Origin of the sequence: Streptomyces sp. NPDC002793, from assembly GCF_040295485.1 — a bacterium.
Classification (GTDB): domain Bacteria; phylum Actinomycetota; class Actinomycetes; order Streptomycetales; family Streptomycetaceae; genus Streptomyces.
The window spans coordinates 37841-59365 of the sequence record NZ_JBEOVL010000022.1 but is presented as its reverse complement, the minus strand read 5'-3'; the positions used below and the strand labels follow the sequence as shown (position 1 = coordinate 59365).

The following is a 21525-nucleotide window of genomic DNA, read 5'->3' as shown; positions in this document are numbered from 1 at the left end:
CGGGTGCTCACACAGGACGGGGGTCGTGTGCACGCATGACGCAACAGCGAGCGGACCATCGGCCGTACTTTTTTCTGAGCTACGCGCATACACCGGGGTACGGCGGTGGATCGGACCCAGACATGTGGGTCGAGCGGCTTTTCCAAGATCTCTGTGGTCATGTGATGGCCATGACCAATCTGCCCGCGGGGTCGCCGGCCGGTTTCATGGACCGGGAGATACGCTCCGGCGAGGGCTGGTCCGAGAGGCTGAGCAATGTCCTGGCCAACTGCCGGGTCTTCGTCCCGCTGTTCTCGCCGCGCTATTTCGCCAGTGAGATGTGCGGCAAGGAGTGGTACGCCTTCGAGCAGCGCGCCATTCACCACAGAGCCCGGTCCAATCAGTCCGCCGAGGCGATCGTCCCCGCACTCTGGGTCCCGGTGCAGCCGAGTCAGATGCCAGGGCCGGCCGAACGATTACAGTTCAATCACCGGGACTTCGGTGACCGCTACGTCAGCGACGGGCTCTACGGGTTGATCAAGCTCACGCTGTTCGCCCAGGATTACGAACAAGCCGTGTACCAGCTGGCCAAACGCATCGTCCATGTCGCCGACACCGTGCAACTCGGTTCGGGCAGACCTCTCGATTTCCGTAAGGTGCCCAGCGCCTTCGGTGCACCGGGCAGCGGTGCGGGCGCTCCGAGGCCCATGCGGATCACCATCGCCGCTCTCACCCGTCACGACCTGCCGGAAGGCCGGAACCCGGACTACTACGGGGACAACCCTCAGGAATGGAACCCCTACCATCCGGCCGCAGTCAGACCGCTGGCCTACGTCGCCGAAGAGCTCGTACGGTCCCTCAACTACCAGGCCGTCATCGGGTCGTTCGACGAGGAGCCCGGACAGCAAGAGGGAAAGCAGGCGCCCAACACGCCGGAGATCCTCCTGGTGGATCGCTGGGCTCTGCAGGACGACGACCTGAGACGGAGGCTCGCAGCCTTCGACAGGGAGAACCGGCCCTGGGTGACCATGGTCGTTCCCTGGTGCAGGGACGACCACCAGAGCAGGGCGGCCGAGGCCGAACTGACCGAGAGACTCGAGCAGACGATGCCGGTCAAGATGCAGCAGGGGCGGGCATTCTGCCGTGTCGCGGCCAAGGGGGTACCCAGCATGGAAGCGTTCGGCCAGATTCTGCCGCAAGTGGTCGAGGTGGCCGCCCAGCAGTATCTGAGGCATGCCACGGTCTACCCACCGGCCGGTGGACGGCACAGTGAACGGACCCGGCTGATGGGGCCCATGGGCAACACACAGTTCATACCCGACATGCACGACCCTGCGACGGATGTGGAGGACGTATGACAGCCGGTCGTGACGGGCGCGTCGTCACTTTCTACTCGTACAAGGGCGGTACGGGGCGCACCATGGCCCTGGCCAACACCGCCTGGATCCTCGCCGCCAACGGCAAACGGGTCCTGGCCGTCGACTGGGACCTGGAAGCCCCGGGACTTCACCGCTTCTTCCACCCCTTCCTCGACCCCTCGACGCTCGGGGCCACCACCGGCGTGATCGATCTGATCACCGAATACGCCTGGGCCGCGACCAATCCCGCCCAGCGGGCGGACGACTGGCACCGTGACTACGCCCGGATCCAGCCGCACGCCGTCTCGCTCACGCCCGACCAGCTCGGCTGGGAGTTCCCACGGGGCGGCACGCTCGACTTCGTGTCCGCCGGACGGCAGAACCGTGAGTACTCCGCGACCGTCTCCACCTTCGACTGGGACAACTTCTACGACCGGCTCGGCGGCGGCCACTTCTTCGACGCCCTGCGGGACGACATGAAGGCCAACTACGACTACGTCCTCATCGACAGCCGCACCGGCCTCAGCGATATCGCCGACATCTGCACCGTCCACCTCCCGGACGTGCTGGTCGACTGCTTCACCCTCAGCGACCAGTCCATCGACGGCGCGGCCTCCGTCGCCCGGCAGATCGCCGAGCGCTACACCGGTCGGCCCATCTCCATCTTCCCCGTCCCCATGCGGATCGACGAAGGCGAGAAGGAGAAGGCCGACGCCGGCCGGGCGCTTGCCCGGCTGAAGTTCGACCGGCTGCCCCGTGACCTCTCCGGTGACGAACTCACCGCGTACTGGGGTGCGGTGGAGATTCCCTACCGTCCTTACTACGCGTACGAGGAGACCCTCGCCACGTTCGGCGACGAGGCCGGCCTCAGCAATTCGCTCCTGTCGGCTTTCGAACGGCTCACCGCGGTCGTCACCCAGCAGGAGATCACCTCGATGCCTCCGGTGAGCGAGGAGGTCAGACTGCGGATCCGGGACGCGTTCACCCGGCGCAGGCCCGCGCTGCCCGCGGATCTCTTCCTCAGTTATGTGGCGGAGAACCGCATGTGGGCGGACTGGATCGAAGCGACCCTCACCCGGGCCGGGTTCCGTGTGGTTCCGCGTGACGTCTCCGCCGACCCGGGCGACGGGGACATCACGCATGCGGCGGACGCTGCGACTCGTACGGTCGTGCTCCTCTCCAGCGCCTATCTCAAGTCCCAGCGGGCCGTGGACCTCTGGGAGCGGGCGGTCTCCGAGGACCCCGGTGGGGGGCGGCGTCAGCTGCTGCCGCTCAGGGTCGGTGATGTCCGGCTCTCCGCGCCGTACATCGACCGTAACCCGGTCGACCTGTTCCGGCTGGACGAGGTGCACGCCACCACGGCCCTCATGCGCGCCCTGGACCGGCCGGTACAGCTCGGCGACGGGATGTCACCAGGGCCCCGCTTCCCCGGTACCGTGCCCAGGATCTGGAACGCGCCGCCACGCAACCCCGGCTTCACCGGCCGTTCCGTGGTCCTGGAGCGGATGCGTGACCAGCTCGGCGGCGGCATGGCAGTCGTGCTGCCGCAGCCGCAGACCCTGTACGGTCTCGGCGGTGTCGGCAAGACCCAGGTGGCCCTGGAGTACGTGCACCGCTTCATGGCCGACTACGACCTGGTGTGGTGGATATCGTCCGAGCAGATCGACGACGTGGTGGCGAGCCTCGCCGAACTCGCCGTACGGCTCGGCGCCCAGGGTGGCGACGACATGGCGGCCGCCTCGCAGGAGGCGGTGGACCTGCTACGTCGGGGTGTGCCTTCGGAACGCTGGTTGCTGGTGTTCGACAACGCCGACGATCCCGAGCGCCTCAGCCGCTATTTCCCGCAGGGCGGTTCGGGTCACATCCTCGTCACCTCAAGGAACCAGACCTGGTCCCAGCACGGTGACGCGCTGCCCGTCGATGTGTTCCTGCGGGAGGAGTCGGTCGAGCACCTCCAGCGCCGCGCGCCCGGGCTGAGCGACGAGGACGCGGCTCAGGTGGCCACCGCGGTCGGAGATCTGCCGCTGGCGGTCGAACAGGCGGCGGCCTGGATCGCCGAGACCGCCACCCCCATCGACACCTACTTGGAACAGCTGGCCCGCCAGGCGCCCGAAGTCCTGGCCCTGAACCAGCCGGCGGGGTATCCGCAGCCCGTGGCGGCCACGTGGAACATCTCCATCGAACGCCTCAAGGACCGCTCGCCGGCCGCTGTGCGGCTGCTCCAGCTCTGCGCGTTCTTCGCGCCCGAGCCGATCTCCGCGAATCTCCTCTACAGCAAGGAGATGATCGAGGCACTGAAGCCGTACGACGCCTCGCTGCAGGAGAAGCTGGTGCTGGGCCGGGTCATCCGTGAGATCGGCCGCTTCGCACTCGCCAAGGTCGACCAGGTGTCGAACTCCATCCAGGTGCACCGTCTGGTGCAGGCGGTGATCAGGGCGCAGCTCAGCGAGGAGGAGCAGAGGGAGGCCAGGCACGTCGTCCACCGCATCCTGGCGGGCGCACGGCCCGACGACGACGAACCGATCGACAACCCGGAGACGTGGCCGCGCTTCGCCACGATCTGGCCGCACCTCGGCCCGTCGGACGCGCGCAACTGCAAGGACCCGGAGACCCGCAGGCTGCTGATCGACCGCGTGCGTTACCTCTGGAAGCGGGGGGACGTCCGGACGGCGGGCCGACTCGGTGACGAACTCCGTGACACATGGAGGGAGATGCTGGGCAACAAGGACCTGCAGTATCTCTACCTCTGCTTCCACCTCTCCAACATCCTGCGTACCCGGGGCCGCTACGTGGAGGCCAAGGAGCTCGACGAGGTGACCCTCGCCCGACAGAGGGAAGTGCTGGGTCCGGAGCATCCGCACACGTACATGACCACCAGCAGCCTAGCCATCGACCTGGGCTTGCTCGGTGACTACGGCAAGGCGATCGAACTGGCGACCGCGGCGCACGAGGGGTTCAGCCAGATCTTCCACGACAGGCATCCCCGGACTCTGGCCGCGGCGAACAACCTGGCACTGAACCTGCGGAGTGTCGGGCAGTACGCCCGCGCCAGGGAGATCGATCAGGACGTCTACGACCTGCGGTCCGAGGTCCTGGGCCCCGAGCATCCGTACAGCTTGTCCTCCGCCATGTCGCTGGCACGTGACCTGCGTGAGGTGGGGCGGTACGAGGACTCGGTGGGACTGCTCAGCCGGACATACGACGCGTACAAGGCCACGCTCGGACGCACCTATCCCACCACCCTCAGCGTCGCCAAGAGTCTCGCGGTCTCGCTGCGCAGGGCGGGGCAGCTGGAGGACGCGCGCAGGCTGACGCTGGCCACGCGGGCCAGGTACCGGGCCAAGTACACCTTGGCCAACCCGGAATCACTGGCCTGCGACCTCAACGTGGCGGCCGACCTCTTCGCCGCGGGGGAGGCTGTCGAGGCCAGGGACGCCGCGCAGGAGGTGGTGGACCAGTACATGACCGTGCCGGGGGAGCAGCACCCGTACACCCTGGCCGCGCAGAACAACCTAGGCGTCTACCTCTCGGGGAGCGGTGCCCCCCTGGAGGCGGTGAGACTGCTGACGCAGGTGGTCGCCTCCATGCGCGAGGTGTTCGGACGGGAGCACCCGAACACGCTGTTCTGCGTGATGAACCTGGCCAATGCCACAGCCGACCGGGGGGAGTTCGACATCGTGCTGGAGACGGAGCGACAGTTGGTCGGTCAGCTCCGGGAGGTTCTCGGGGCACACCACCCGGAGACCTTGGCGATGAACTCGAACCGCGCGGTGACGCTGGACGCGCTGGGGCGCAAGGACGAGGCGATCAGGGTGCGTGCCGAGACAGGTGACGAGCTGGCACGGCAGCTGGGCGATGAGCATCCGCTGACCCGGATAGCGCGGGACGAGCGGAGGTTCCGGCGCGAGTTGGAGCCGATGTCGGTCTGACGGAATGGGGGGGGCGGCAGCCCGGTGCCGGCCGGCGCCCATCGGGGTGGTCACGGGGGGCCGCCCCCTCATACCGTTCGTTAGAGTTGGAACTGCCCTGTCGAGGTGTGTCCTGGTGAGGAGGCGGTAGCGTGTCGCGAGGCCGGAGGACCGCGATGATGGTGGTCGCAGCAACAGGAATCGTCTCCACCCCACTGTTCTGGTTGCTGGACACCCCGAACACGGGGCAGATGGTCGGCGCGTCCGTGCAGGGCGCCACGGGAATTGCCGCCCTGCTCTGGGCGCTGTTCCAGAGGCCGTCCGCCCCAGGGCCTGCTGACGCGGCCGTCGACACGGGCAGGGCAAGGGCTTCTGGAGGTGCTACCGCCGGAACGGGTGTCACGCGCCGGGGCGCCGGCAGCGGGTCGGCGCGGGCCGAGCGTACCGGGGACGCCACTGCGACCGGGCCGGGGAGCACAGCCAGTAGCGGCCTCGACTACAGCTGAGCTGATCGTCGGCCGGACTGGCGAACAAAAAGGGGGGCTCGATTGGCAGCGCGTTGGTGGAAACGTCACCTCGGTGACGAGGGTGGGTCCGATCGTGGGAACGAGCTGGGCAGGTCCGTGACTGTCACGCACACCGGGGACGCGCTTGCCGTGGACGGCTCGACAGCGGTATCCGGTGTACGGTCACCGGGCGCCGACGCCGCGGAGTTCGGGCCAGTCAGTGACACGGGGCACGCGTGTGCCACCACAGGCAGCATCGCCAACACCGGACATCTGCAGATCGACACCACCTTCTCAGGAGCTGCGCATACCGTCGTGCAGACCGGAGTCATCAATGGGCTCACCATCGGCGACGTAGCCCCGGCCCCGCTGCCGATGCCGCATCAGTTACCTCCCCGGGTGGTCGGCTTCCGAGATCGGGAAGCAACGCAGAACACCCTGAACGCGAACCTGGAGCGGCGTCGGCTGGCCGACGAGCCCGCAGTCGTGATCATGAGCGGGATGGGCGGTGTGGGGAAGACCTCGCTCGCCGTCCACTGGATCCACGCGATCGCCGACCAATTCCCCGACGGCCAGCTTTACGCCAACCTGCGCGGCTTCTCGGACGGACCTGCTACCCCTGCGAGCCAGGTGCTCGAACAGTTCCTGCGTGCGCTGGACGTGCCGGCAGACAGGATCCCCGACGACGAAGACAGCCGTACCGCGCTCTTCCGGTCGATCACTCATGGCCGGTCCCTTCTGCTGCTCCTCGACAATGCCCTGGACGCCCGCCAGGTCCGGCCGTTGATCCCTTCAGCCAGTACGTCGCTCACCGTGCTCACGAGCCGGAACAGGCTCGCCGCACTCGCGGTTCAGCTCGGGGCGCTGCGCATCGGACTCGAACCCTTCGACGACCGCGTCGCGATCCAGATGCTCACCGGTGACCGAGAGGGATTACCGGCGGCCGATCTGCTGCTGGCCGACGACATCGCCCGTAAGTGCGGTTACCTTCCGTTGACGCTGCGGATCATCCTCGAACGGCTGGCGACCCGAGGCCTCGACTCGTTCGGTGACTGCGCCGCAGAGGTCATCGGAGAGCTACAGGACGCTCGTGCGGCTTTGGACACCTTCTCCCCGCTGGACGACGACTCATCTATGGAGCTGCGTGTGGTGCTCTCCTGGTCCTACGCCGATATCCCCGACGACCTGGCCCGGACGTTCCGGTTGCTCGGGCTTCATCCCGGAGCCGACTTCAGTGCGGCTGACGCTGCTGCGCTGGCGGCCGTAGAACAGGCCGAGGCCGTGCGCCGCCTGGACAGGCTGGTTCAGCTCAGCCTTCTGGAGCCGTCTGGCCGGTCACGCTTCCGTTTTCACGACCTGCTGCGGGCGTTCGCAGCGGAGCGTGCACGGGAGGACGAGCCAGGTACGGAAACGAGCCTGGCACGGCGTCGTCTGCTGGCGGCCTATCTCTCCCGGACGGACGCGGCCGATCGTGTTCTCGCTCCGGGACGTCGTCACGTGCTGTCGGCCGAGGAGGCCGGTGAGCCGTTCTCTTCGTACGAGGAGGCCATCGCCTGGTGCGACTCGGAGCGGATGAATTCCATGGCGATGGTCCGTGCGGCTGCCGCGAACGGTGAGGACGGCCTGTGCTGGCGCCTCGCCATGGCACTGATCACCCCTCTTGTCCTGCGCTCCTACCACGCGGACCGCCGTGAGGTCTGCGAGATCGCGCTGGACGCCGCTCGTCGCGCCGGGGACAGCTGGGGTGAGGCGTGGAGTCTGATGAGCCTCGGTGGCGCACTGCGTGAGCTGGGCCTGAACCATGAGGCCGCCGAGAAGGGCAGGGAAGCGGTGGCGTTGTGGCGTGTACTGGGAGATGCCGAGGGTGAAGGAAAGAGCCTCAACAACTTGGGTGATGCCCTGATCGCCCAGGGGCGGCTGGTTGAGGCTACCCAGGTGATCGCGGATGCACTGCGCATTCGCCGCTCGCTCGGAAATCAGCGTGAGACAGCCATCTCCTTGTTCCTGCTCGGTGATCTGCACCTGGCGTCGGGCGACCCGGATTCGGCTGAGCAGAACTACCGGCAGAGTCTTGAGCTGCGGGCCATGGCCGACCGTCAGACCATCGGCTTCGCCCTCACCGGCCTGGCACATGTCGCTCTGCATCGGGGCGACCTGGACTCCGCACAGGCAGCCTTCGGGGAAGCCGCCGATGCTCATGAGGACTCCGGCTACCCGAACGGTCAGGCCATCGCTCTGCGCTCTCGTGCGCGCTGTCTCAGCGATTTGGGCCGCCTGGAGGACGCGCGCGCCACGATGGCGCGAGCCTTGGCCCTGCTACAGGCCGCAGGTGATCCGATGAGCGACGAGGTGCAGCGCGAAATCGAGGAGCTCGGGGCCGTCCAGGAGGAGAGGGCCGGTAGCGAGGATCCAACCGGGTCCTGATACTGCGTGCGCGTGGACCGTGCACCGCGTCCGGACTTGAGAGCGTCGTTCGCGCCAACCTCGGGCTCTCCGGTCTGCCCGAGGAACGGATCCGGCTGAGGCAGGGCTTCTCCAACGACACCGAAGTCCGCACCACCGTCTCCGACCGTGCGTAGGGCGTCGTCGTCATCAACGGCCGAGGGTGAGGCCTCGGCTGAGAAGCACCTCGAACGCGACACCCGCTTCACCTTCATCGGCCGGACCTCGACCTCCGGCTTCCTCCGGGCCAGGTGATCCGGTGAGGGCCCGGGTCCCGTAGCAGCCACCGCACCGCTGTCAGCCCACCACCGCCTCCCGTTCGTCGAGCAGCCAGTTGAGCACCTCGGGCAGCACGGACAGCGCGTCGAAGTGCGCTGCCGCCGGCTCGAGTACGGTGGTGGCGCCCGGGATCTGCTCGGCCAGCCAGCGTGAGTGGCCCACGGGGGAGAACACGTCCTGCACGCCGTGCCACAGCATCACGGGGCACCTGATGTCGGCGGGGTCGAACCCCCAGGGCCTGCAGAACGCGAGCACGTCGTCGATCCATCCGTACGCCGATGTCCGCAGCCCCTCGCGGAAATTGGCGAGCAGCATCGTGCGGATCCCGGCGTCGTTGACCACGGTGCGGTCGGAGGCGGTCAGCTCCCGACGCAGGTCGTCCAGGAGCCGGACAGGGTTCTGCCGGATCTCCTCCGAGCGGCTGATGAAGGATTCCGCCAGCCCGTCCGGATCCGCCGTCGCCCTGGAGTACGCGAGCACGTTCGAAGCGGCCATCCCGTCGAACCAGTCGAGCCCTTCGGCGTCCGGGGGCGCCAGACTGACCAGAGCGGCGCCACGGGTGACCCGCTCGGGCATCAGCGCGGCGCAGGCCAGGGCGTGCGGTGCGCCGCCGGAACGGCCGACCACGGCGAAGCGTTCCAGGCCGAGGGAGTCCGCTATCGCCCGTACGTCCTCGGCGACGTCCATCACCCGCCGGCCCGGCAGCCGGTCCGAGCCGCCGTACCCCGGGCGGTCGTAGGCGATCAGCTGCATGTTCCGCTGGTAGAGGACCATCCCGCGGGGAGCGGGCCCCAGCCGGCTGCCCGGCATGCCGTGGAGGAGGAACACCGGTCTGCCGCGGGGGTCCCCCTGACGCTCGACCATCAGATGCCGTCCGTCCGCCACGCGCACCTGACTTCGCACGCCGCTCCTCCGTTCGGTCGCTCCGCCCGGTCCGGGCACCGAGTGCCCAGCGTGTACTGCCTGTTCGATGATGACCTATCGGAAGCGATACCGGCACTCCTTGTCCGAACGCGCCGGTGGTGTTCGGGACGTTCGGAGGCATTCGGAGGTGTTCGGCTTCGGGAGCGCGCTCCACGGCATCCGGACTCCAGGAACCATTACAGGACAGGGCCGTTTCTCACCCGCTGCCCACGTGCCGTCGCACCGGGTGTTCGCGAACGGAACCGACCTGGTGCGGCATCCAGGTTGTGAACATGGCGCGGTCGAACCGTCGCCGTCGTGTGCGCGTCCTGAAGTCGACCTTGTGTGCTAGTGGCCGTATGGGAATAGTGGGCGCCCCATCCTCCGTGTTCCGGACACCCCACTTGTCCGGGCGCGGCCCCACAGGAGGTCGAAGTTGAAGCACCGACGCATACCCAGGAAGCGTGTGGCCCTGGCCGGATCGGCCGTCCTCGCCCTCGTCGCGGCAGGATTCACGTTCCAGACCGCGAACGCCAGTGACGACGTACCCCAGTTCACCCCGCGTACCCTCAGCGCGCACGCGGCCGGAAATCTCGCCGCCACCCTGGACAAGACCCTGGGTGGTGACACGGCGGGCGCGTACTACGACGCCGAGGCCGACAACCTCGTCGTCAACGTCATCGACGAGGCGGCGGCCGAGCAGGTCCGCCAGGCGGGCGGCAAGGCCAGACTGGTCCAGCACACGCTCGCCGAGCTGACGAACGCCCGGCAGACCCTCGCCGACAAGGCCACCATCCCCGGCACCTCCTGGGCGGTCGACCCGGTCAGCAACAAGGTGGTCGTCACGGCCGACCGCACGGTCGACGGCGCGGCCTGGGACAAGCTCGGCAAGGTGGTCGAAGGACTCGGTACGAAGGCCGAACTCAAGAAGACCGCAGGGGAGTTCAAGCCGCTCATCGCGGGCGGCGAGGCCATCTGGGGCGGCTCCGGCCGCTGCTCGCTCGGCTTCAACGTGGTCAAGGACGGCGAACCGTACTTCCTGACCGCCGGCCACTGCACCGAGGGGATCACCAGCTGGTCCGACACCCAGGGTGGCACGGAGATCGGCGCCAACGAGGGCTCCAGCTTCCCGGACAACGACTACGGCCTGGTCAAGTACACGTCCGACGTGGAGCACCCCAGCGAGGTGGACCTCTACGACGGTTCCACCCAGGCGATCACCAAGGCGGGCGACGCCACCGTCGGCATGTCGGTGACCCGCAGCGGCTCCACCACCCAGGTCCACGACGGTGAGGTCACCGCCCTGGACGCCACGGTCAACTACGGCAACGGAGACATCGTCAACGGCCTCATCCAGACCACGGTCTGCGCCGAACCCGGGGACAGCGGAGGCTCGCTCTTCTCCGGCGACACCGCGATCGGCCTGACCTCGGGCGGCAGCGGCGACTGCTCCACCGGCGGCGAGACGTTCTTCCAGCCGGTGCCCGAGGCACTGGCGGCGTACGGCGCCGAGATCGGCTGACCTCAGGTCACTGCGCACCGGTGAGCCCGCCCCCGCACACGAGGGGGCGGGCTCGTCCGCGTGCACGGGCATGCCGTGACTACCCGCCGGCCGTCAGTCCGCCCGCCGCGAGCCGGTCGCTGATGTCGTCCGCGAGCTGCTCGCCGAGTACGTCCGCTCCCTTCAGCAGCTGTCTGAAGGAGGTGAGGCGCCGGAAGACCTCCGCGTAACCGGCCTGCTCCTCCAAGGGCAGCCGCAGGACGTGCAGGCGTCTGATGTCCACGCGGGACGAGCTCGACGCGTGGGTGCCGGCCTGGCGGCCGTTGGACGGGGCGCGCAGACACCCGGCCAGGAAGTGGGCGCTCAGCTTCGCGGCCTCCACGCGCAGGACGTGGAGCTGAGGTCCCAGGGCGATCGGAGGGCCTTCGTGCACCCATGCCCTGAACGCGCGGACCACACCGGCGACCACCACATCGCCCTCCTCGGCAACGGTCCCGGCTTCGTCGGCGGCCACCCGGGTGCTCGGGGAGCCGTCCGTCAGCAGGTCGGGGACGGTGAGCAGCGGAATGCCGGTGTCGCGGGGCGATGCCGTGGTCGCGGCCGGCTGCTGGCCGGCGCGCAGGGTGAGGGCTCCGGCCTTGACGAGGTCGCCGACGGTGACCGTCGTGCGGGGGTTGCCGGCCGACAGGCTCAGCTTCGACAGGTGCCCGGACAGTTCCGTCAGCCGGGCGAGCGACTCCGTCAGCTCCGCCCACGAGGAGGTCAGTTCCGCTCCCGAAGGATCGCCTCCCGCGGAGGTGTGGCGGCCGGGGGTGACATCCACCTCGTCGTCCAGCAGGTCGAGCAGCGGGATCCGTACGGCGCCGTCCGGAAGAGCACCCTCGGGCGTGTCCAGCTGCGCGATGGCGGAGAGCACGAAGTCCGTCAACCGGTCCCAGTCGGTGCCCTGTTCACGTGCTCCTGGCCCTGCCGGCCGGGTCGCGTCGATCAGGAGGGCGTCCTGGGCGACCGGTCCCGCGGAGGCGGGGGCGGCTCGCAGGACCCACAGCTGGAGCGAGACGCTGTGCGGCTGCGCGCAGCCCGGCGGCAGGGCGACGACCGCCCGCAGCATTCCCGTGCGCAGCAGTGATCCCCGGATGCGGCGGCCGGCCTTGCGCGACGCGACGGCCGGGGGGAGGACGACCACGGCGGTGCCGCCTGGCCGCAGATGTGTCAGCAGGTGCTGGACCCAGGCCAGCTCCGGTTCGGTGCGCGGCGGCAGCCCATGGGTCCAGCGCTGGTCGGTGGCCAGCTCCTCGTAGCCCCAGTCGCGTTCGTTGAAGGGCGGGTTGCACAGCGCGATGTCGGCCTGCAGGCCCTCGAAGGGATCGGCCCGCAGCGCGTCGGCCGTGACGATCTCCGTACGCACACCGGCCCGGTCCTCCGTCACGAAGCCGAGGCGGGCGGTGGCGAGGGCGGCGAGCGCCGGATCGCGTTCGCATCCCACCAGGGTCAGTCCCGGCCCTGTGTACTCCTGCGTCGCCGCGACCGGCAGATGCCCTGTCCCGCACGCCGGATCGAAGACGGTCAGGCCTCCGGTGCCCTCGCCGAGCCGGGTGCGGAGCGCGATCCTGACCATGAGGGAGGCCAGCTGCGCGGGTGTGGTGCTCAGTTGGCGTACGTGGGTGTCCAGCCACCTCTGCAACAGGAACTCGAACGTCTCGCGCGGGCCTTCGCTCCGTCCCAGCCCGGCGGCTTCACCGGCCAGGTCGCGTGCCTCGTCGGAGAGGCCCGGGAGCGTGGAGCGTGTCCGAGGGGCGAGCATCCGGCGGGCCGCCTCGGCGACGGCGAGCCCCGAGGTGTCCCTGCTGCCGAGTGCTTCGAACCGGGGCCACAGGAATTCGCGGCCGGCGACGTCGTGGAGCTTCCCGTTGTCACGCAGCCACTGCTCGACCTCGGACAGCGAGAACTGGGGGCTGACGTCCGTACCGCCGATACGGGACGGGAACGAGTCATGACGTCGGCGCCAGTTGCTGACCGCCGCACGTCCTACGCCCGCGATCCGGGCTATCTCGGCGAGACTGACGGGTACGGCGTCGGCGTTGCGCATGTGAGGTCTCCGGGTCCTTGTCGGGCCGGGTGGGTCGGCGTCCTGGCGGCCTCGGTCATGGCAGGCTACTGCACTCATTGACTCTGTTCACAGGCCGCCAGGAAGTGACCCGGAGAGGTCAGCGCCGCAGCTGCTCGGGCGGGACCAGACGATGAGGCACCGGTGAGGTGCCGTGGGACCGCTCGGCGGGGGCACCGCTCAGGGCTTCGTCCATGTGGGCGAGCAGGGCGGCGCCGATCGGGTCGGGCAACGGCTGACCGTCCTCGCCGAACCGCTCGTACTTCATCAGGTTGTAGCCGATCGCGGCCTGGCGGCGCCCGTCCTCCGTTGACAGTGCCCAGGTCCCCGCCCCGAACACGCCACCGTCGTGGCCCCAGTACCAGCCGCCGTCGGGCCTCTTGAGCGTGTACAGGCCGAGGCCGTACCGCATCGCCACTTCCTGGCCCGGAGGCGGCTCGTACGCGGGAACCGTCGTCTTCATCTCCCGCAGCTCCGCCGCGCCGAGCAGTTTCCCGCTCAGGAGCTGACGGTAGAAGTCGTTGAGGTCGCTCATCGTGGAGACCATCGCACCGGCCGTCCCGGCCCAGGACATGTCGTAGACGCTGTAGTCGCGCGCCGGTGCGATCGTGCCGTAGAACGACTCGTACATCCTGGCGTGCGGTCCTGATATGCGTGCGGAGCGCGGGAAGTAGGTGTGCCGCAGCCCGGCCTCGCGGATGACGTTCCTGGTGATGTACGCCTCCGGGTCCTGGCCCGTGACCTTCTCCAGGAGCAGCCCGGCGATGAGGAAGTTGGTGTTGGCGTAGGAGTGCGTGCCACGCGGCGCCGGAGCCTCGGCCGCCAGGCCGAGCCGGACCAGCTCCTCGGCGGCCCGCTCGCGGAACCGGCCTTCGTCCAGGGCGAGTCCCGGGTCGGTCACGAGCTGGGGGAACGCGGGCAGTATGTAGTCGGCTATGCCGCTCGTGTGGTTGAGCAGCATCCGTACGGTCACCTGACGGCCCCGCTCGCCCGGCACCACCTCAGGGAGGTGGTCGCCGATCGGGGCGTCCAGGTCGATCCGGCCCTTGGCCACCTGCTGGAGGACGGCCACCGAGGTGAAGGTCTTGGTGATGCTGCCGATCCGGTGCTCGAAGTCCGGGTGCATCGGCCGCCCGGTCCCGATGTCGGCGACACCTGTCGCTCCGCGCCACCGCTCGGAGCCGTCCCTGACCGCCGAGTAGGCCCCGTACATCCCCGCTTGGTGGAACGCGTCGAGGGAGGCGTTCAGCGCCTTGCGGTCGAGGCCGGAGGCGGTCGAGGCGGCAGACGCGGCGGGAGCGGAAGGCGGGGCGGTGGCCCCGGCCGGAAGCACGCCGACCGCGAGAGACAGCAGGACCGTCGAGGCCACGGCTGCCAGGCGCAGTCTCCGGCGATCGGGATGAGGGCGCGGGCGGGTGCTGTGCATGGGAACTCCCGTGTCTTCAGGTGTGCGTGGCGGAGCTCCCCATCCTCTGTGCGCCGCACCGGCCGTCCATCCTCCTTGGGAACGACCTTGTGCACAGAAAGAGATGACGTTTGTCAGGTGTGGGTCCCCACGGCGCGAATTCCGTGGTCAGGACCCTCGCCCGGTCACGGCCGAAGCCGGCGCAGGGCCGGATCGCGCCAGGAGCGAGCGTGGCGGGAAAGCGATCCCCACTTTTGCTTGTGAACTGAGTCAATGATTGAGATGCTTGATCTCCGGCCGCTCCAGGGGCGGAGTCGTGTCGCCTCGGGCGCGCAGGACGCGGGCGGCAGCGATGTCGAAGGGCGCGGACGCAGGACCGTGACGGTGTCCCGACGGGCACCGTGAGAGGGGGGGCAGCGGATGAACACCACCACACGCGACCAGGTCATCGGCGGCGAGCAGAAGGCCGTGGACCGGGCGTACGAATGCTACGCCGAGCGGTTGGCCGAGATGACAGGTGCCGCTGCGGCAACGGCCGCCGTCAGCAACAAGGACGGCATCGCCAATCGGCTCGACATCGAGGAGAAGGCGGCCGCGTACGGCGGGCTGGGTGACGAATCGCTGGTCACCGCCCGTGTCGACGCGCCGGAGGCGACGGGGGAGGAGTGCCGGCCCTGGTACGTGGGGCGGCGCGCGGTCTCCGACGTCCGCACCCGCGAGCCCGTCGTCGTGCTGTGGACCAGCCCGGCCGCGTCCAAGTGGCTGGCGGCACAGCCGGACGCGCCCGGTGACATCACCCTGCGGCGCCAACTGCGCTGTGTGCGCCGCGTCGTCGAGGACTACTTCGACGACATCACCACGGCCGCTGTGCCCGCAGCCGTGGCCGAAGCCGAGCTTCCGGCCGTCCCGACGCCCCGGAAGGCCGGGGACGACGCCGCCGCCCCGGAGCCCGTCGACGCCGGCGGAGCGGAGGCGGAGAGGCCGGGGGCCCGCCCGCCGGTCCGCACCCCCGCCGATGTGGCCCGGCTCCAGCGCCGCAAGCCCCTCCAGCCGGACGACCTGCTGCTGCGGGAGCTCCAGCGCTCCCGCAGCGGACGCATGCGGGACATCGTCGAGACCATCCGCCGCGATCAGATGGACCTGGTCACGGGGACTCCTTCCGACATCCTGGTCGTACAGGGCGGCCCCGGAACGGGCAAGTCCGCGGTCGGTCTGCACCGCGTGACCTGGCTCGTCGACAACAACCACTTCAAGGCCCAGGACATGCTGGTCATCGGCCCGCACCAGCGGTTCCTCGACTACGTCGGCCAGGTCCTGCCCACCCTCGGCACCCGCGACGTCAACGCCGTGCAGCTCTCCCGTCTGTGGGACGGCGACGTCCTCGGCACCGACACACCGGCGGCACGGCTGGTGAAGTCCGACGAGCGCATGGCCGCCGTCCTGCGGCGCCGCGTCGAGCAGGAGTGCCGCCCCGAGGCCATCGACCGTCTCCTCACCGAGCCCTCCTTCGACGGGGACGAGCCGGCGTTCACCGTCACCGCGGGCAGCACGACCCTGCGTGTCCCGCGCTCCGGGATCCAGGCCCTGTTCGAGGAGGCGCGCGGCGGTGACGGGGCCCACCGCGAGCGCCGTGACCGCTTCCGCAGCCTGCTCGTCGACCGCCTCCTGCGGGAACTCGCCGTCCAGGCACCACGCCGTGGCGCGGACGGCACGATCCGCCGAAGCCTGGAACGCAACCGCCAGGTGGAGCGCCTCCTCGACCGGGCCTGGCCCTCACCGGGCGCCCGGGAAGCGCTGCGCAGCCTCTACGACTCGCCCGACCTGCTGAGTGCCTGCGCCGAGGGAATCCTCGACGATGCGGAACAGGCCGCCCTGCACAGGCCCAGGGCGGAGCGGGCCGAGGACGACCCCTGGACCCTGGACGACCGCGTCTGTCTCGAGGAGCTCCGCCACCTCATCACGGGTGAGACCCCGCGACGCTACGGCCACATCGTCGCCGACGAGGCCCAGGACCTGACGCCCATGCAGGCCCGTGCCCTGCGCCGCCGTGTCGCCCGGGGCGGTTCGATGACCGTCCTCGGTGACCTGGCCCAGGCCACCGGCCCGTATCCGTACACCGGATGGGACCGCCTCGGCGCACTCCTGTCCGACCACGGTGACTGGCGCGTCGAGAAGCTGACCACCAGCTATCGCGTACCCGCCGAGATCATGGAGTTCGTCGCCCCCCTGGCACGGGCGGTCGCACCCTCGCTGCCGTACCCGCGTGCCGTGCGGGAGGCCGGTGCGGACGCCGTACGGACGATCGCCACCGAGCCCTGGAAGCTGCTCGGCGACACCGTCACCCAGGCCGTCCGCCTTGTCGGCAGCAGCGACGGGCGCACCCTGCGGTCCGTCGCCGTCATCGTTCCCGACGACTCCGGCTGGCTCGACGAGATCGCCCGCCACCTGGACGAGGCCGACGGCATCACGGCGCAGGAACGCGAGGCGGTGTCCGTGCTGGCCGCAGCGCAGGCCAAGGGCATGGAGTACGACCACGTCCTCGTCGTCGAGCCCGCCACCATCGCCGACCGCGGCCCGGCCGGCCTGCGCCAGCTGTACGTCGCCCTGACCCGCAGCACCCAGAGCCTGACCGTTCTGCACACCGCCCCCCTCCCGGACGCCCTGACGGACACCACCGGGGGCACCCAGGAGCCGCGGCCCGAGGCCGGGCCTGAAGCCGATCCCGGCTCCGTGCCCGTGGTGGGAGCGGACATCCCCGAGATCGGGACCGACATTCGGGTCCGGGTCATCGGCCACACCACGGGCGGCAACTACAAGGTCGAGGCGATCTCGCCGGCCACGGACCGCCCGCTGCTCATGGCCGTGCGCCACGGCTCCACGCCTCCCACCCTCGGGGCGGAGCTGGACGCCTGGGTGCTCCGCCACGCCTCCGGCATCAGCTTCGTCACCGTGGACGAACGCGGCCGCCGGCCCATCTCACCCTCCATGGCCAGGCGTTACGCGGACGCGCTCGCGGTGGTCGAGGACCTGGCGGGCGGGCACGTCCCGGAGGACTTCCGCGCCCGGCTGTCGGAGCTCAAGGGCATGGCCAACCGCTGCCTGCGCCTGGACCAGCACGACTGGCTGGATGTCTGGCGGGTCCTCGGCTCCCCGGACAGGGCCCGTCTGAGCCTGCTGCGTGACCTGGCGGTCAACGCCAACCGCGCGTCCTCCTCCGGCACGCCCGACCTGGACAGGTTCCGGGCCGAACTGGAACGCAGCGGCCTGGCCGAGGACCTGGCCGAGGCGCGGCGGACCATCGAGCGCCGCATCGACGACGCGGCCGGCCCCGTGGGGGAGAGCGAGCGGAACGACGGGGGCTCCACGCCGCCGTCGGAGACACCCGAGTCGTCCGAGACAACCGAGCCGTCCGAGCCGTCCGAGCCGAAGGAAGCAGAACCCATGACCACCAACGCGCCGGAACAAGGAGAACGACCCACGGGCCTCCTCGACGTCCTCACGGCCTCGGCGGCGACGGACCGCGCCTGCAGGACCCACGAGGCGGTGCGCTTCGAACTGAAGGCGGCCCTCCTGCGTGCGGACCGGGGACTGGAGCCCGAGCACCCGGTCGCCGACGCCACCTGCGTCACGGAGAACGGCCGGGTGCTCTTCGAGGTGCTCGGCGCCGGCCTCCGCACGTACGCCGACCTCCGCTCGGGAGCGGTACGCCTCCGGGAGGTCGACCACGTCCTGCCCGCGCGGGCCGACCGCCTCTGCCTGGTCCTGTCCGACCCCCCGGCCGAGGACTGGCCGGCCGCCACCGTCCACGACGTGTTCGGAGTCGACGTCCTGTGGCGCACCCCGCAGCAGACCTGGGCCGGCCAGGGCGCCGACGCCGTGCTGGGGGCGGAGCAGGCGTAGAACACTCCGGCCACCGAAGGGTGTTGCGATACGCCCCCGCGGTGCCCCGGGCGCGCGGTGGGTGGTGGGGCCCGAGACCGCCGCCGCGGCGGGCTCGGGCCTCTCGTTCACGCGGCGGGCGTCAGCGTGCTCGCCTTGGCGGGCGCGACGCCGAAGATGTCCACCGCGTGGTAGTACGTCCACGCCGTGCTGTTGCACGCGGTCAGCTGGGCGCCGGAGTAGGCGGCACACACGCGTTTGAGGTCCGAGTAGAACGCGGAGTCGATGCGGGACTTGTTCGCGGGGAACGTGCCGGCGGCCTTGTAGTTGCGGTAGCCGAAGTCATGGCGGGCACAGGCCGTCTGGAAGGGGAAGCCGAACGGGTTGTCCGGGGATGAACTGCAGTAGTCAGTAGACCAGTTGAAGCCGTATGCGGCCCATGCGCCCTGATTGTTGCGGGCGGCGTTCCACGCGCTGTAGCTGGAGGCGCTCGTCTGGGTCCAGGAGCTGAGGACCTGCGGTTTGTCCGACGGGGCGGCCGAAGCGGAGGCGGCAGGTACGAGGGCGAGCGGGAGCGACACAGCGACTGCGGCGAACGGGACGGTGAATCTGCGACGCATGAGCAACCTCCGGTGGATGAAAGGGGGGTTGGGCCGGCCGTGCGCCTCACGGGTCCCGCGAGGCGTTCCAAGAATGCCGTCATGCACCTGCCATGCCTAGCGAGTTCGCCGGCCGGCCGCCAGGAATTCGGACGTGCCTCGGGCGGTGGTCGGCCGGAGTACCCCGGATATTCCCTGCGCAGGTCCTGGGGTGTGCTCTAGAGTTCCGGCATGCACTTCCACCAGATCTACGGCTGACACGGGCGGGGCCGCGTCCCCGTTCCCGTACCGCGACCCGTGCGCGCTCCTCGGCAGGCTGTTGCCGTGCGGCGGCGCACCGTCCCGGTGTGTCCTCTTCGCCGTAGACCTGAAACGAGTGATCCCGTATGTCCCGTCGCCGTGCCCATATCGCCATGACCGGCATTCCCGCCGTCAGTCACGTCCTGCCGAGCCTCGAGATCCTGCGTGAGCTGGTGGCCCGTGGCCATCGGGTGACGTACGCCAACGACCCCGCCGTGGCCGGCCTGATCACGGCCACCGGTGCCGAATTCGTGCCGTGCGGCTCTGTCCTTCCGGTCGCCGACAACGACTGGCCCGACGACCCGATCGCTGCGATGGAGCTCTTCCTGGACGACGCCGTCCAGGCCCTGCCGCAGCTGCGTGCCGTGTACGACGCCGACCCGGCGGATCTGTATCTGTACGACATCGGCGCCTACGCCGCGCGTGCCCTCGCCGAGTCGCAGGGCCGGCCCGTCCTCCAGCTCTCCCCGACCTTCGTCGCCTGGGACGGCTACGACGACGACATGGCGGCGGCCCTGTGGGCGCTGCCCGGCGCCGACGCGTACCGCGCGAAGTTCGCGCGATGGCTCGCGGTTTCGGGGGCGGCCACCACCGACGTGGACGCCTTCTCCGGCCGGCCCGCGAGGGCTCTGGCGATGATTCCGAGGGCCATGCAGCCGCACGCGGACCAGGTCGACACCGGCGTGGTGACCTTCGTCGGCCCCTGTTTCGGCTCCCGTGCGGACCGGGACACCTGGAGCCGGCCGGCCGGCGCCGAGAACGTACTGCTGATCTCCCTGGGCTCGGCGTACACGAAGCAGCCGGAGTTCTACCGCCGGTGTCTGGAGGCCTACGGCGACCTGGCGGGCTGGCATGTCGTGCTCCAGATCGGGAAGCACACGGATCCCGGCGAACTCGGCGAGATCCCGGGCAACGTCGAGGTGCACTCCTGGGTGCCCCAACTCGCGATCCTGGAGCAGGCCGACGCGTTCGTCACCCACGCGGGGATGGGTGGCAGCAGCGAAGGGCTGTACACCGGTGTTCCCATGATCGCCGTCCCGCAGGGCGCCGAGCAGTTCATGAACGCGGACCGGCTCGTCGGTCTGGGCGTGGCCCGCCGCATCGACACGGTGGACGCCACCGCGGATGCCCTGCGCACCGCGCTCATCGAGCTCGTCGCCGACCCCGAGGTCGCACGGCGCTCGGCGCGGCTCCGCGCCGAGGCGCGTGCCGAGGGCGGGACGGTGCGGGCGGCCGGCCTCGTCGAGGAGATGCTGGGCTGACCCCGGGTCCGGGCCTCAGCCGAGGCTCGAACCCCCGCCGGAGGAGGCCCTCGCCTGCCGGGTCTCCTCCGTGTCCCGGCGGCGCATCGACAGGAGCAGGGTCAGGGCCGTGCCGACGACCGCCCAGGCGGAGAGGACCAGCAGCGGGCCGGTGACCGCGTTGCCCCTGAAGTACGCGATCGAGCGGGCCACCCAGGTCCCCGCGCCGGGCGGCAGGGCGGGTCCGATCGCCCGCCAGAAGTCCGGCAGCATCGGCAGCGGGAAGGCGCCGCCCGCGCTCGGGTTGCCCGCGATCACGATGAGCAGGACGGCCAGGCCGATGCCGACGATGCCGGTGAGTGCCTCCAGGGCGAGCGTGATCATGCCGACCGCGAAGACGACCAGGGCGCCCAGGCCGGCCAGGGCCCAGATGCTGCCCGGGAGCGCGCCGAGGACGGGGCCGATGATGACCGCGCCGCCGATCCCGCCCGCGATCGAGTACAGCGCCATCACCGCGGTGCGGATCACCGCGCGCTGCCGGTTGGCCGGTCTGGTGCCCGCGCTGATCGCCAGGATCGAGGCGCAGAGGTAACCGCCGACGCACCAGCCCACGACCAGGTAGAACGAGGAGAGGCCGTCGAAGTCGTCCGGGGACGAGGGGGCCACGTCCACGGTCCGTACCGTGCGCTGCCGGGGCGCCTCGGCCTCCTTGATGATCTTGGTCAGTGAGGTGGCCAGCACGGTGCCGCCGCCGGAGGCGACCAGTACGGTGTCGGTCGCCCCGGTGGGGCTGACGATCAGGGCGCCGTCGATGTCACGGTTCTGGATCTGCCGACGGGCCTCGGCCTCACCGGAGACCGCGCGCGGGTCGAGCGGTCCGCCCGGAAGCCCGTCCAGCTGGGTGACGAGCTGCCCGGACACCTGCCGCGGGGCGACGACACCGAAGGGGATGTCCGTCGGGTCGGGCCGGTGCAGCGCGCCGACGTAGGAGGCGATGAACAGCAGCTGCAGCGCCAGCACGCCGATGACCAGCAGCGCGGCCCGTGCGGTGACGGCGTTTCTCACCTCGTCAGCGAAAGTCATGCCCCCACGGTCCGGCCGGGGTGTGGTTCGCGCAG

The 21525-nt window shown here is 70.1% G+C and carries 11 protein-coding genes; 6 read left to right on the top strand and 5 right to left on the bottom strand.

Annotated features, from left to right (window positions below):
• Positions 1–35: 35 nt before the first annotated feature.
• The 3 genes from fsxC to ABT001_RS21870 all read left to right on the top strand — a co-directional run bounded on the left by fsxC (position 36) and on the right by ABT001_RS21870 (position 8175).
• Positions 36–1337 carry an FxsC protein gene (gene fsxC, locus ABT001_RS21880; protein WP_351280147.1) on the top strand — a complete coding sequence of 434 codons (1302 nt, stop codon included), beginning with the start codon at positions 36–38 and terminating at the stop codon, positions 1335–1337.
• On the top strand, positions 1334–5266 hold the full coding sequence (gene fxsT, locus ABT001_RS21875; RefSeq protein WP_351279981.1) for an FxSxx-COOH system tetratricopeptide repeat protein: 3933 nt from the start codon (positions 1334–1336) through the stop codon (positions 5264–5266). Before fsxC ends, fxsT begins: the two co-directional genes overlap by 4 nt.
• 602 nt (positions 5267–5868) lie before the next feature.
• A complete protein-coding gene (locus ABT001_RS21870; protein ID WP_351279979.1) occupies positions 5869–8175 on the top strand; it encodes a tetratricopeptide repeat protein in 2307 nt (768 codons plus the stop codon).
• A gap of 315 nt (positions 8176–8490) precedes the next feature.
• On the opposite strand, the gene ABT001_RS21865 is transcribed toward ABT001_RS21870, so the two are convergent.
• Positions 8491–9336 (bottom strand): alpha/beta fold hydrolase, encoded by an 846-nt coding sequence (locus tag ABT001_RS21865; protein ID WP_502967501.1) that lies wholly within the window; start codon positions 9334–9336, stop codon positions 8491–8493.
• A gap of 475 nt (positions 9337–9811) precedes the next feature.
• Between ABT001_RS21865 and ABT001_RS21860 the strand changes: the two genes are divergently transcribed.
• Positions 9812–10897, top strand: coding sequence for a S1 family peptidase (locus ABT001_RS21860; RefSeq protein ID WP_351279975.1), 1086 nt, complete (start codon positions 9812–9814; stop codon positions 10895–10897).
• A gap of 79 nt (positions 10898–10976) precedes the next feature.
• Here ABT001_RS21860 and ABT001_RS21855 read toward each other — a convergent pair whose 3' ends face one another.
• Complete coding sequence (locus tag ABT001_RS21855; protein WP_351279973.1) at positions 10977–12965, bottom strand: N-6 DNA methylase; 1989 nt, start codon at positions 12963–12965, stop codon at positions 10977–10979.
• A gap of 118 nt (positions 12966–13083) precedes the next feature.
• Positions 13084–14409 (bottom strand): serine hydrolase domain-containing protein, encoded by a 1326-nt coding sequence (locus ABT001_RS21850; RefSeq protein ID WP_351279970.1) that lies wholly within the window; start codon positions 14407–14409, stop codon positions 13084–13086.
• A gap of 399 nt (positions 14410–14808) precedes the next feature.
• Here ABT001_RS21850 and ABT001_RS21845 point away from each other — a divergent pair, with 399 nt between their 5' ends.
• Entirely contained in the window at positions 14809–18288 is a 3480-nt protein-coding gene (locus tag ABT001_RS21845; protein WP_351279967.1) for a HelD family protein, read from the top strand.
• Between the two features lie 107 nt (positions 18289–18395).
• Here the strand turns inward: ABT001_RS21845 and ABT001_RS21840 are convergent, their stop codons facing one another.
• The gene (locus tag ABT001_RS21840; RefSeq protein WP_351279965.1) at positions 18396–18887 is read right to left on the bottom strand and encodes a phospholipase; all 492 of its coding nucleotides are present in this window, start codon (positions 18885–18887) and stop codon (positions 18396–18398) included.
• A 365-nt stretch (positions 18888–19252) separates the two neighbouring features.
• On the opposite strand from ABT001_RS21840, the gene ABT001_RS21835 reads away from it, so the two are divergent.
• A complete protein-coding gene (locus tag ABT001_RS21835; protein WP_351279963.1) occupies positions 19253–20428 on the top strand; it encodes a macrolide family glycosyltransferase in 1176 nt (391 codons plus the stop codon).
• 15 nt (positions 20429–20443) lie between these two features.
• Here ABT001_RS21835 and ABT001_RS21830 read toward each other — a convergent pair whose 3' ends face one another.
• Positions 20444–21490: a DUF3533 domain-containing protein gene (locus ABT001_RS21830; RefSeq protein ID WP_351279961.1), complete on the bottom strand. Its 1047-nt coding sequence runs from the start codon at positions 21488–21490 to the stop codon at positions 20444–20446.
• Positions 21491–21525 lie beyond the last annotated feature (35 nt).

What these genes read in the sequence shown, in the direction of transcription:
- fsxC (WP_351280147.1), top strand. Translation starts at nt 36, where the DNA reads ATGACGCAACAGCGAGCGGACCATCGGCCGTACTTTTTTCTGAGCTAC.
- fxsT (WP_351279981.1), top strand. Translation starts at nt 1,334, where the DNA reads ATGACAGCCGGTCGTGACGGGCGCGTCGTCACTTTCTACTCGTACAAG.
- ABT001_RS21865 (WP_502967501.1), bottom strand. Translation starts at nt 9,336, where the DNA reads ATGGTCGAGCGTCAGGGGGACCCCCGCGGCAGACCGGTGTTCCTCCTC.
- ABT001_RS21855 (WP_351279973.1), bottom strand. Translation starts at nt 12,965, where the DNA reads ATGCGCAACGCCGACGCCGTACCCGTCAGTCTCGCCGAGATAGCCCGG.
- ABT001_RS21850 (WP_351279970.1), bottom strand. Translation starts at nt 14,409, where the DNA reads ATGCACAGCACCCGCCCGCGCCCTCATCCCGATCGCCGGAGACTGCGC.
- ABT001_RS21845 (WP_351279967.1), top strand. Translation starts at nt 14,809, where the DNA reads ATGAACACCACCACACGCGACCAGGTCATCGGCGGCGAGCAGAAGGCC.
- ABT001_RS21840 (WP_351279965.1), bottom strand. Translation starts at nt 18,887, where the DNA reads ATGCGTCGCAGATTCACCGTCCCGTTCGCCGCAGTCGCTGTGTCGCTC.
- ABT001_RS21835 (WP_351279963.1), top strand. Translation starts at nt 19,253, where the DNA reads ATGTCCCGTCGCCGTGCCCATATCGCCATGACCGGCATTCCCGCCGTC.
- ABT001_RS21830 (WP_351279961.1), bottom strand. Translation starts at nt 21,490, where the DNA reads ATGACTTTCGCTGACGAGGTGAGAAACGCCGTCACCGCACGGGCCGCG.